We start from the raw sequence: 12,124 nt of genomic DNA on the forward strand, positions 1-12,124 counted from the left end.
CACGCTCGATGCGGCGAAGATGCTCCGCAGTTCCATGGTGCTCCGGAACATGTTGTGTGCGTGGAGGATCCGGCGGAGTTGATTGCCGCGGTGCCCGCGATGCTCGGATTCACCCCGGAACGGTCGGTGGTCGTGCTCGTCCTGCGGCACGGGACGTCCGGCGGTGCGACGGTCGACGCGGTGGTGCGCTTCGATCTGGATTCGCCCGGTGGCCGCCGCGTGCGGGGTGCGACGCTGGCGGCCGCGGTCGCGCGAATCTGCGCGCACGACCAGGCGGCCGAGGTCATGGCCGTCGTCGTCGACGAACGCGCCGTGGAGCCCGGCGCCGACCGGTCGAGATGCGCGGCCGGACGATTCGACGCGCTGGTCGGCTCGCTCGGCAGGCGGCTGGCAGCGTGTGATATCTCGCTGGCCGGAGTATGGGCGGTGCGTGCGATCGCCGCCGGGCAGCGGTGGTGGACCTTGACGGGACCGCGGCGGCGCGGAGTGCTCCGTGATCCGGCGGCCTCTCTGGTGACGCTGACCCACGTGCTGGAAGGCAGGCCGATCCGCGGTTCGCGTTCCGAACTCACCGGTCTGGTCGCGCCCGATCCGCTCGCATGTGCCGAGGTGGCGGCGCACCTGCCGGACGCGCTCGCGCGCGCGGGCGAACGCTACGCACGGGCCGCGCGTCGCGGCGATCCGATCGGATACAGCAGGCAAGCGCTGGACTATGTGCTGTGGCAGATCGCCAACACCGCCTCGGGCGCGGCGCTGATGGCGCCCGAACTCGCGAAGATCACCGCCGCCCTGCGCGATCGGGCGGTCCGGGACACGATGTTCGCACTGGCCGTTGGCGACCACGCCGACGCGGCGGAGGCGGTGTGGACCGCGCTGACCCGCGCGCTGACCGGCGCGGATCGTGCCGAGGCCGCCGCACTGCTTGGCTACAGCGCCTACGTCCGTGGTGACGGACCACTGGCGGGCATCGCGCTGGAAGCCGCGCTGGAGGCGGATCGGGGGCATCCGATGGCGATGCTGCTCGACACCTCGCTGCGCCTGGGCATGCGCCCGGAACAGTTGCGTCGCCTCGCGCGCAGCGGCTACCGCACCGCCGCTGGTCTCGGTGTCGACCTCGAGGAGCCGACGCCGTGAGAACCGATGTTCTGCGTCGCGGTTCCAGGGCGGTAACGGGACGGCTATTTCGCGCTGTGCGCGCGGGAGCCGAGCGATCGGAGGAAAGCCCAAGCGTCGGTGACGATCTCGTCGAGATCGTTGTGCTCGGGACGCCAGCCCAGCTCGGTGACGGCGCGTTCACTGGACGCGATGAGCGTCGCCGGGTCGCCGGGACGACGGGGCGCGTCCTGCGCGGCGATCGGCAGGCCGGTGACGCGCTCGCAGGCCGAGATCACCTCGCGAACGGAGAATCCGGTGCCACTGCCGAGGTTGTAGATCCGGTGGGTGCCCGGCTCGGCGGTCGTCAAGGCCAGCAGATGGGCCTGAGCGAGGTCGCGGATGTGGATGTAGTCGCGGACCGCGGTCCCGTCGGGGGTGGGCCAATCGGTGCCGAAGACCGAGATCGCCTTGCGGTGCCCGGCCGCGACTTGCAGGACCAGCGGGATGAGATGCGTTTCCACCACTCGGTTCTCGCCCAGTCCGCCATAGGCGCCTGCGACGTTGAAGTACCGCAGGCTGGTCGCCGCCAGCCCGTGCGCGATCGCGTAGGAGGTGATGGCATGGTCGATGGCCAGCTTCGACGCGCCGTACGGGTTGGTCGGGCGGGTCGGGGCATCCTCGGTGATCGGCACCTGCTCCGGTTCCCCGTAGACCGCGGCGGTGGAGGAGAAGACCAGCCGCGGCGTTCCCGCGCGCCGCATCGCCTCCAGCAGCTCGAACGTCTTCACGACGTTGCCGTGCCAGTACTTCTCCGGCTGCTGCACCGACTCGCCGACCAGCGACTGCGCCGCGAAATGCAGAACAGCGTCGAAGGGTTCGGCGGCCAGCAGTTCCGGCGCGGCGACCGCCACGTCACCCTGGACGAACCGGGCGGCGGAGGGCACGCCCTCGGCATTGCCGGTGGACAGATCGTCGACCACGATCACCTCGTGGCCGGCTTCCAACAGAACTTGGGCGCAGACGCCGCCGACGTAGCCCGCGCCACCCGTGACGAGAAGTCTCACGTGTCAGGCCAGCTTCACCTGGACGGCGTGCGCCATCTCGTCGGGCAGTTCGAAGCCGTCGTGGCCGGGCACGGTGATGATCACCGAACCCTGCCTCGTCTCCACAGTGACGCGGGCGTCGGGCACCACGCCCGCCTCCCGCAGCCGGCCGATGACTTCGGGGTCGGTCTGGATGTGCTCGGCCAGCCTGCGCACGACGACGGCGTGCTGCTGGCCGTTCGGCAGATCCGACAGGCGCAGCAGCGTCTCGTCGGCGGCGACGGGCGGAATGATGCCCAGTTCGTCCAGGCCGGGAATGGGGTTGCCGTACGGGGAGGTGGTGGGGTGATTGAGCACCTCGACCAAACGGCGCTCGACGTCCTCGCTCATCACGTGCTCCCAGCGACAGGCCTCCGCGTGCACGTTCTGCCAGTCCAGGCCGATGATGTCGACCAGAAGCCGTTCGGCCAGCCGATGCTTGCGCATGACCGCGACCGCCATGCTGCGCCCCTTCTCGGTCAGTTCCAGATGACGGTCGCCGGCGACCAGCAGCAAACCGTCACGTTCCATGCGCGCGACGGTCTGGCTCACGGTGGGACCACTCTGTTCGAGGCGCTCGGCGATCCGGGCGCGCAGGGGCACCACGCCCTCCTCCTCGAGGTCGTAGATGGTACGGAGATACATCTCCGTGGTGTCGACCAGATCCTTCACCTGTTACCCCTTCGTCGGCACGAATTCTACCCACGCACGACGGCACCCCCGTGTGCCGGATCGTGTCGCTCCACGCTGCGCACGACATCTCCGGCGGCATTGCGGGAACGTGATCGGCGCACGGCAGGCGGCCGTGAGCATACTTTCTTGTATTTGTACTGCATAGGAACGTTTCGCGGGGTTCCTTGCTTCCCGCTAGCGTGGCGATCATGGCCACTGCACCGCGCGGCGAACCTCGAGCGCCGATTTCGCCCGGAACGAGCCGCCCCGCAACCGTCGTCTGGACCGAGCGGTTCCTGGATTACCGCTGGACTCCGGAGCACCCGATGCAGCCAGCGCGCCTGAAGTTCACCATGGCGCTGGCGGAGAGTCTCGGCTTGCTCGACGGCGTCGAAGTGCTCGAGCCCGCCGCCGCGGAACGCCCCGATCTGCTGCGCGTCCACACGCCCGACTACCTGGACGCGGTCGAACGCGCCGTGCCGCCGGTGGGTTCGCCTGCCGCTCCACCCTTCGGTCTCGGTTCCCCGGACAATCCGGTTTTTCCGCGAATGCACCAGGCGGCGTCCACGATCGTCGGCGGCACGCTGGCCGCGGCCAGGGAGATCGCGGAGGGCCGCACCAAGCGGGCGGTGAGCATCGGCGGCGGCATGCACCACGCGATGGCCGATTCGGCGGCGGGGTTCTGCGTGTACAACGACCCGGCGGTGGCCATTTCCTGGCTGCTGGACCACGGTTTCGACCGGATCGCCTACATCGACGTGGACGTGCACCACGGCGACGGCGTGCAACGGGCCTTCTACGCCGACCCCCGGGTACTGACCATCTCGCTGCACCAGCATCCGGCCACCCTGTGGCCCAACACCGGTTGGCCGGAGGAGATCGGCGTGGGGGCGGCGGAGGGCACGTCGATCAACCTGCCGTTGCTGCCGGGCACCCGGGACGCTCAGTGGCTGCGCGGGTTTCATGCCGTGGTCCCTGGCGCGGTGGAGGCATTCCGTCCGCAGATCGTGGTCAGCCAGTGCGGGGTGGACAGCCATCGGGAAGATCCGCTGGCCGACCTGGAACTCACCGTCGATGGACAGCGCGCGGCCTTCCGCGCCATGCGCGAACTCGCCGACCGCTATGCCGAAGGACGCTGGCTGGCCGTCGGTGGTGGCGGATACGGGTTGGTCCGGGTGGTGCCGCGGGCCTGGACCCACTTGCTGGCCACCGCGTTGGATCGCACCATCGATCCCGCGACGGCGATCCCGCAGGACTGGATCGACCTGATCGGCGCGGCGGTGCCGCGGGTGGACCCGCCGCGCACCATGGGCGACGGCGGTGACGTCGCCTACCGTCCATGGGACGGCCCCGGCGGCACCGGTGAGACCGGTGACGTACGGGTCGATCGCGCCCAACGTGCCGTCGACATGGCCGTGCTGGCCACCCGCCGAGCGACTTTCGGGTTGCTGGGTCTGGACCCGGAGGATCCTCGTGACTGACTTTCCCGACACCGCGGACACTCCCGCCATCCCGCCCCCGCCGCCGCAGCACTGGTTCGCCGACGTGCTCGCCTCCGACGGTGGCGTCGTACGACTGCGCCCGATCACTCCCGACGACGCCGAGCGGCTGCAGGAGTTCCACGGCGCGCTGTCGGACCGCACCAGGTATCTGCGGTATTTCGGCCCGTATCCCAGGATCTCGCCGAAGGACCTGTATCGCACCACGCATGTCGACTATCACGACCGGGTCGGACTGGTGCTGGAACTCGGCGAGGCGATCGTCGCGGTGGGCCGCTACGAGCTGCTGGAGCGGGACGGGCCGCGGGCGGCGGAGGTCGCGTTCGTGGTCGCCGACGGCCATCAAGGGCGCGGGCTGGGCTCGATCCTGCTGGAGCATCTGGCGGGCGCCGCCGCCGAGAACAAGATCGAGACCTTTGTCGCCGAGGTGCTCGCGGAGAACACCGTCATGGTGACGGTCTTCCGCGACGCGGGTTACCAGGTCGAGCGCAGCCGGGACGGGTCGGTCCTGCATCTCGAGTTCGCCATCGACCCCACCGAAGCGCTGCTGTCGGTGCGTGATTCGCGCGAACGGGCATCGGAGGCGCGCAGCGTGGGCAATCTGCTCACGCCGCGATCGGTGGCGGTGATCGGCGCCACCCCCGCGACCGGGCGGGTCGGCGGGGCGGTGCTGGCGAATCTGCTTTCGGGTCTGTTCCAGGGGCCGGTGTTCCCGGTGAACCCGAACCGCAAGTCGGTGCGCGGGGTGCGGGCGTACGCGACGGTCCGGGAGATTCCCGACGAGGTCGATCTCGCCGTGGTCGCGGTGCCGCCCGCGGCGATCGGCTCGGTGCTCGACGACTGCATGGCCAAAGGGGTCAAAGGCCTCGTCGTGCTGACCGCGGGTTTCGGTGAGACCGGCGCCGGGGGGTCGGCGGCCGAACGCGAACTCGTGGCGGCCGCTCGTGGGCACGGCATGCGCGTGGTCGGGCCGAGCGCGCTCGGCATCGCGAACACCGATCCGGCGGTCGCCATGAACGCGACCCTCGCCCCGGTGTTGCCCGGTCGCGGACGTATCGGTTTCTTCTGCCAGTCCGGGCCCTTGGGCGCGGCCATCCTCGGGGAGGCGGCCGCCCGCAATCTCGGTTTGTCGACGTTCGTGTCGGCCGGTAACCGTGCCGACGTCTCCGGCAACGACCTGCTGCAGTACTGGGACAGCGACTCGGACACCGATGTGGTGCTGCTGTACCTGGAAAGCTTCGGTAATCCGCGCAAGTTCTCCCGGATCGCGCGCCGGGTGGCCCGGACCAAGCCGATCGTCGCGGTGAGCAGCGGCCGCTCGGTCGCTCAGCCCGCGGGGGACATGGACCGGTCGATCGTGCGGGATCTGTTCGCCCAGGCCGGAATCGTCCAGGTCGACTCGATCTCCGAACTGTTCGACTGCGCCGCTCTGCTGGGCTATCAGCCGTTGCCGCGCGGCTCGCGGCTGGCGGTCGTCGGCAACAGCGCGGCGCTCAACTGGCTGGCCGTCGACGCGGCGCAGGGGGAGGGCCTCGAGGTCGGCGAGCCGGTCGACCTCGGCCCGCAGGCGACACCGGGCGCATATCTGGACGCCCTGGTCGCGGCGTTGCGCTCGGACGAGACGGACGCCCTGATCGTCGTATTCGCACCTCCGGTGCCGCTGCCGACCGCCGGTTTCGCCGACGCGATCCGAGCGGCGGCGGCAGCGGTGCCCGAGGCGAAGAAGCCGATCCTCACCACGTTCGTCGCCGAGCAAGGAATCCCGAACCTGCTCGCGGTGCGCGGTCCCGGAGCCACGGCGGCGCACGGCTCGATCCCGTCGTATCCGGATCCGGAACGCGCGGCACGAGCGCTGGCCCGGGTGCGGCGATACGCCGAATGGCGAACCAGGCCGGTCTCACCGGTGGTGCGGCCGGAGGGCATCGACACCGACCGCGCACGTCAATTGGTGGCCGATTGGATGGCCGATTCGGGCGGTCGGTGGCTCACCGATCTGGAAACGGTGGAACTGCTTGCCTGCTACGGCATCTCGGTGGTCGAGTTCCGCGAGGTACGCAACGCCGACGAAGCGGTCGCCGCCGCGGAAGAACTCGGCTATCCGGTAGCGGCCAAGGCGACCGGCGAATTGTGGCGGCGTAGACCGGATCTCACCGGCGTTCGGCTCGATCTGTGGCGTCCCGAAGCGGTGCGGCAGGGATACGCGGACTTGGCGGAGTTGTGCGGTGATCCGGTACTGCACATCCAGAAGATGGCCATCAAGGGTGTCGGCTGCATCCTGCGCGTCCAGGACGACCCATCGTTCGGCTCGGTGATCGAATTCGGCCTGTCCGGGCTGATCATCGAGTTGCTCGGCGACCGCGCCTATCGGGCACTGCCCTTGACCGCCGACGAGGCGACGGCCCTGATCGACGCGCCGCGAGCCGCACCGTTGCTGTCGGGTACGCCGGCGAGTCCCCGCGTGGACAAAGCGGCCCTCGCCGAACTGGCCCAGCGCATTTCGGCGCTGTTCGACGACCTGCCGGAGATGCGGGAACTGTCCTTCGATCCGGTGCTAGCCTCGCCGACATCGGCGGAGATCCTGTACGCACGCGCCCGGATCGGCCCGGAGCCCAGCCGTTTCGACACCGGTCCGCGCCGATTGGGTTGAGCCTCGGCGGTTCCGCCGGGCGAATTCGCTGCGCAGCACGCCCAGCCCGTCGCGTGGCACGGCTGAGCCGAACGCCGGCGCCGTGTCGGGGCGGCCGGCGCCGGACGATCAGCTGGCGTAGGCGCGGAGCCGGTCGGCCCGCTCACCCTTGCGCAGCTTCGCCATGACTTCACGCTCGATCTGACGCACCCGCTCGCGGGAAAGACCGAAGAGCTTGCCGATCTGGTCCAGCGTGCGCGGCTGGCCGTCGTCCAAGCCGAACCGCAGCCGGATGACCTGCTGTTCGCGCTCGTCCAGGGTGGCGAGCACGCTGCGCACATCGTGGTGCAGCAGACCGGCGATGACCGCGGACTCGGCCGAGGTGGCCTCGGAGTCCTCGATGAAATCGCCCAGCGGGGCCTCTTCGTCGTTACCGACCGGCATGTCCAGGCTCACCGGGTCGCGGCTGTGGTCGAGCAGATCGGAAATCTTGTCGACCGGGATGCCGGATTCGTTGGCCAGCTCCTCGTCGGTGGCCTCGCGGCCCAGCTGCTGATGCAGTTCGCGCTTGATCCTGGCCAGCTTGTTCACCTGCTCGACGAGGTGGACGGGAAGGCGGATGGTGCGGCTCTGGTCGGCCATGCCGCGAGTGATGGCCTGCCGGATCCACCAGGTGGCGTAGGTGGAGAACTTGAAGCCCTTGGCGTAGTCGAACTTCTCCATGGCGCGGATCAACCCGAGGTTGCCCTCTTGGATCAGGTCGAGCAGCGGCATGCCGCGGCCGGTGTACCGCTTGGCGAGCGAGACAACAAGGCGCAGGTTGGCTTCGAGCAGGTGAGACCTGGCGGCCTGACCGTCGCGCACGACGATCGCGAGATCACGCTTGCGGGACGCCGACAGTCGCTTGCCGGTTTCCAGCAGGTACTGCGCGTAGAGGCCCGCCTCGATGCGCTTGGCCAGCTCGACCTCGTCGGCAGCGGTGAGCAGCGCGGTGCGGCCGATTCCATTCAGGTACACACGTACCAAGTCGGCAGCAGGGCTCTGAGCGTCGAGGTCCGAATCGCTGGTGCGCACACGAGTGGTGGCGGGGCTTGTCATGACTTGCCTCCTGTCGGTGGTGTCTCACTCCGATAAACGGACCCGACAGGGAGAAAGTTCCCCGTTACGGCTGGCATAAACCGCTCTGAGCAGCGGTTTTCGCCCTTCTCGTCTGAGAAGTTCCTGAGAAGCGCCGCAGCGCGGGGACGATCCCCGGCCAGGACCTGCACCGGTCGGCGCGCGGCTGCCGTTGCCTCACACGGGCTTGATCAATCCGTGCCGTACCAGGCCGGTGACCACGGACAACGCGTCGGCGGCGAACTCGGCGCCCGCCGCATCGGATCCATGGGCGAGCGCCAGCAGTTCGATCAGGTCGTACAACGGCAGGCCGTCGGCGTGCATTCCCGCCAGCAGTGAGATCGTCGCCTCATCCACTTCGTGCTGCCAACGGGGGCCGTCGCCGCGATGCAGCCGCGCCACCTCCGGCGCCCATCCCTCGGCGTCGTGCAGATACACCCGCTCCAGCGCCGTCGCCCGGTCCACGACGAAACGTGAAGACCAGGCGAGATTTTCGTCGCCGGCGACGGCCCGCAACCAGGCCGAGCGCTCGAAATACCGGAAGGCCTCCTCGCCGAGCGGATCATCGAAGCCGTGGGTGAGGTCCTCGGCGAGCAATTCGGTCGGCCCATCGATGGCGCGCAGGTAGACGAACCCGAACCCGATGCCCGCCACGTCGGCTGCCTCGAAGGCGTCCAGCCAGCGCTCCGCGCGGGCCTGCGTGGCGGGATCGCGCGGGTCCGCGCCCGCGTCGCGCAACCAGGTGCCCACGTACAGGGCTGGGTCGGCCACGTCACGTTGCACCACCCAGGCGTCCACCCCGTGCGCGGGCAGCCAGGAGGAGACGCGCCCGCGCCAGTCCTCGTCGTCGACATGGACCCACGCGGCGAGCATCGCGGCGGTACCGCCGGGCGCCAGCAAGTCGGCGGCCTGCGAGATGACCAACTCGCTCGCGCCGTCCAGTGCGAGGCCGGAATCGCGATAGGTGTGCTCGACACGCCCCGGGCCCACCACGAACGGAGGATTGGCCACGACCTGGTCGAAGCGCCTGCCCCGCACCGGGTCGAACCAGGAGCCTTCCATCAGTTCGATGTCCAGCTCGTTGAGCGCGGCGGTGGCCTCGGCCAGCCACAATGCGCGGGGATTGACATCGGTGGCGGTCACGCGCCGCGCGTAGGAGGCGGCGTGCACCGCCTGCACGCCGCAGCCGGTGCCGAGGTCGAGCACCGTGCCGACCGGCCGGGTGGGTGTGGCGCGCAGCAGCGAGAGGGAAGCGTGGCCGACGCCGAGGACGTGATCCTCGGTCAATGTGCGCCTGCGCATCGAGTCGTCGAGGTCCGACAGCACCCACCGGGTGCCCGCGCCCGTGTCGAGCGGCCACAGGTCGAGCGCCGCACGCACCTCGTCGCCCTCGCGCTCCAGCAGGCCCGCGGCGACCGCGCGATCCATCTCGACCGGCGCCAGCGCCGCGGCCACCTCCCGCTCGGGCAGCGCGTCGCCGAGCAGCAGCAGACGGATGAGGGTGCCCAGCTCGCCTGCCGCGCGGGCAGCGCGGCGCACGGGTACCGGCTCCGACCGGCCCAGCGCCGCGTGCGCGTCGCCGAGCACCTCGAGCAGGGTGTCGGCGTCGTAGCCCACCCGGGTGAGCGCGGTCCGCAGATCCGGGCACAGCGCGGCGAGCAGCGATCCGGTGGTCGTCGATCGGTTCGTAGGCACACCGGTACTCTGCCACCGCGACCACCGGGCGTGGATCAGGTGCCCGCTGTGTTCCGTGGCGCCGCGCTGCCACCCCGGGCCGCCGCCGGAGTCGGTCAGACCCCGCTGGGGTCGCGTCCGGTGACGCAGTACAACGCGTCGCCGGGATCGCTCAGGACGATCCAGTGCTCGTGACGTTCCACCACGGTCGCACCGAGTGACTCGTGCCACGCGGCGGTGGCGTCGATGTCGGTGGCCGCCAGATCGACGTGCGCGCTGGTCGGGCGGTTCTCGCCGAGGCGCTGCAACAGCAGCTGCGCGGGCAGCTGCCGTTCCTCGGAGCGCAGCCGGGCGAACTCCGGCCGCCTGCCCGGTTGACGGGTCCAGCCGGTCAGCAGCGTCCAGAAGCGGGTCTCGACCTCGTGGTCGTCGGGGCCGATGTCGAGGCACACCTGGTCCAGGCGCGACAGCGCGCCGTCCGGAGCCCGGACGGCGGGCGCGGGCGTGCTGGTGGCGCGGCCGCTGGGAGTCAGGCAGAACGTCTGGCCGCCGGGGGATCGCAGCACGGCGTAGCCGGGATGGTTGGCGACCAGCTCCGCACCGAGGTCGAGCGCGGTGCGCACGGCGGAGGGGATGTCGTCGACGTCCAGGTCGAGGTGGACGCCGCCGAGGCCGGTCACCGCTTGCATCTTGACGCTCGCCGCGGCGAACAGCGCCGGGTCCGGCAACAGGGTGAGGAACTCGTCGTTCGCGCCACGCCGAGGGGAGAGCTCGGTGCCGGTGACCGTGGACCAGAACTTCGCGCAGTCATCGAAACGCTGCGCCGGGCGGTCCAGGAAGACCCAGATCCACCGAATCATGTTCGCTCCTGTCTTGTCCTTGTCGCCCGCAACAAACCGTGGCCGGTGATCGTGGTGCGTGAGGCCTCATGCGACCCTAGGGACGCGTGCCCGCCTTGTCGAGAAAATACCGGCGCCGCCATATTTGGCAGGAATTCAATGTTATGTGGCATTTCAGCCACTCGTTGCGTGAGCATGGTTCGGGCAGGCTCATCGGGTGACCGAACTGCAGACGCCGACTCCCGTTTCCCTGGCTACCGCGCCGCGCCGGCGCTTGCATCCGGCGTGGCTGGTCGCAGGCGTGGGCTTCATCGCCCTGCTGGGCGCCGCCGCGTTCCGTTCCGTGCCCAGCGTGCTGATGGACCCGTTGCACGAGGAGTTCGGCTGGTCGCACGGCACCATCGGGACGGCCGTTTCACTGAATCTGCTGCTATACGGCCTGATCTCGCCGTTCGCCGCCGCACTGATGGATCGCTTCGGCATCCGCAGGGTGGTGGCCTGCGCGCTGCTGCTGGTCGCCGCGGGCAGCGGGCTGACGGTGTTCATGTCCCGGCCGTGGCACCTCGTGCTGACCTGGGGCCTGCTGGTCGGTGTCGGCGTCGGGTCGATGTCCATGCCGTTCGTCGCCACGATCACCGGCCGGTGGTTCGTGCGGCAGCGCGGTCTGGTCACCGGCGTGCTCACCGCCGCGGGCGCGACCGGACAGTTGGTCTTCCTGCCGTTGGTGTCGGCGCTGGCGCACGCCCACGGCTGGCGGCTGCCGTCGCTGATCGTCGCGGGCGCGGCGCTGGCCGTGGCGCCGTTGGTGGTGCTGTTCATCCGGGACTATCCGAGCGACCTCGGTGTGCGAGCCTACGGCGCCGAGCCGGACAGCACGGCGGGCATGCGCGCGCCAGCCGCGGGCGGCGCGTCGCGCGCGCTCACGGTGCTCGGGACGATCGCGAGGCGTCCCGGATTCTGGCTGCTCGCAGGCGGTTTCGCGGTGTGCGGCGCGTCCACCAACGGGCTGGTCGGTACCCATTTCGTCAGTGCCGCGCACGATCACGGCATGCCGCCGACCGCCGCGGCGAGCCTGCTGGCCGTCGTCGGCGTCTTCGACGTGGCGGGCACCATCGCCTCGGGCTGGCTGACCGACCGGATCGATCCGCGGTACCTGCTGATCGGCTACTACACGCTGCGCGGTCTGTCGTTGCTGATCCTGCCCGCGCTGCTGGGTCCGGACACGCAACCGAGCCTGTGGGTGTTCATCGTCTTCTACGGCCTGGACTGGGTGGCCACGGTGCCGCCGACGGTCGTGCTGTGCCGCGAACTGTTCGGCGCCGACGGCCCCGTCGCGTTCGGCTGGGTGTTCGCCTCGCACCAGATCGGCTCGGCGGTGGCGGCCACCGGGGCGGGCGTGATCCGTGACCTGCAAGGCAGCTACGACCTCGCCTGGTACCTGGCGGGCGCTCTGTGCGGCGCTGCCGCCGTGATGTCGGCCGTCGTCCGCAGGCCTCCGGCAGCGGCGCGGTGAGCCGGTCT

General features: G+C 70.1%; 9 protein-coding genes. 4 read left to right on the top strand and 5 right to left on the bottom strand.

Features of this window, described 5'->3' with window-relative positions:
- The first annotated feature begins 60 nt into the window (after window positions 1-60).
- Window positions 61-1,134: a DUF4192 domain-containing protein gene (locus ACWEO7_RS21750; protein ID WP_452425648.1), complete on the top strand. Its 1,074-nt coding sequence runs from the start codon at window positions 61-63 to the stop codon at window positions 1,132-1,134.
- Between the two features lie 44 nt (window positions 1,135-1,178).
- Here the strand turns inward: ACWEO7_RS21750 and galE are convergent, their stop codons facing one another.
- On the bottom strand, window positions 1,179-2,159 hold the full coding sequence (gene galE, locus ACWEO7_RS21755) for a UDP-glucose 4-epimerase GalE (protein WP_452425649.1): 981 nt from the start codon (window positions 2,157-2,159) through the stop codon (window positions 1,179-1,181).
- Window positions 2,160-2,162: 3 nt separating this feature from the next.
- On the bottom strand, window positions 2,163-2,849 hold the full coding sequence (locus tag ACWEO7_RS21760; RefSeq protein ID WP_379251182.1) for a metal-dependent transcriptional regulator: 687 nt from the start codon (window positions 2,847-2,849) through the stop codon (window positions 2,163-2,165).
- A gap of 209 nt (window positions 2,850-3,058) precedes the next feature.
- Here ACWEO7_RS21760 and ACWEO7_RS21765 point away from each other — a divergent pair, with 209 nt between their 5' ends.
- Together ACWEO7_RS21765 and ACWEO7_RS21770 are read left to right on the top strand one after the other, a co-directional pair.
- Window positions 3,059-4,330 carry an acetoin utilization protein AcuC gene (locus tag ACWEO7_RS21765; protein ID WP_452425651.1) on the top strand — a complete coding sequence of 424 codons (1,272 nt, stop codon included), beginning with the start codon at window positions 3,059-3,061 and terminating at the stop codon, window positions 4,328-4,330.
- The gene (locus ACWEO7_RS21770; protein ID WP_452425653.1) at window positions 4,323-6,995 is read left to right on the top strand and encodes a bifunctional acetate--CoA ligase family protein/GNAT family N-acetyltransferase; all 2,673 of its coding nucleotides are present in this window, start codon (window positions 4,323-4,325) and stop codon (window positions 6,993-6,995) included. Before ACWEO7_RS21765 ends, ACWEO7_RS21770 begins: the two co-directional genes overlap by 8 nt.
- Before the next feature lie 108 nt (window positions 6,996-7,103).
- Here the strand turns inward: ACWEO7_RS21770 and ACWEO7_RS21775 are convergent, their stop codons facing one another.
- The 3 genes from ACWEO7_RS21775 to ACWEO7_RS21785 form a co-directional block, all read right to left on the bottom strand.
- Window positions 7,104-8,072: a sigma-70 family RNA polymerase sigma factor gene (locus ACWEO7_RS21775; RefSeq protein WP_450016665.1), complete on the bottom strand. Its 969-nt coding sequence runs from the start codon at window positions 8,070-8,072 to the stop codon at window positions 7,104-7,106.
- 195 nt (window positions 8,073-8,267) lie between these two features.
- Entirely contained in the window at window positions 8,268-9,785 is a 1,518-nt protein-coding gene (locus ACWEO7_RS21780; protein WP_452425655.1) for a DUF7782 domain-containing protein, read from the bottom strand.
- A 95-nt stretch (window positions 9,786-9,880) separates the two neighbouring features.
- Window positions 9,881-10,624 (bottom strand): VOC family protein, encoded by a 744-nt coding sequence (locus ACWEO7_RS21785; protein ID WP_452425657.1) that lies wholly within the window; start codon window positions 10,622-10,624, stop codon window positions 9,881-9,883.
- 196 nt (window positions 10,625-10,820) lie between these two features.
- On the opposite strand from ACWEO7_RS21785, the gene ACWEO7_RS21790 reads away from it, so the two are divergent.
- Window positions 10,821-12,116, top strand: a complete 1,296-nt coding sequence (locus tag ACWEO7_RS21790; protein ID WP_452425659.1) for an MFS transporter — start codon at window positions 10,821-10,823, stop codon at window positions 12,114-12,116.
- The last annotated feature ends 8 nt before the right edge of the window (window positions 12,117-12,124 follow it).

This window comes from Nocardia sp. NPDC004260, from assembly GCF_053603155.1.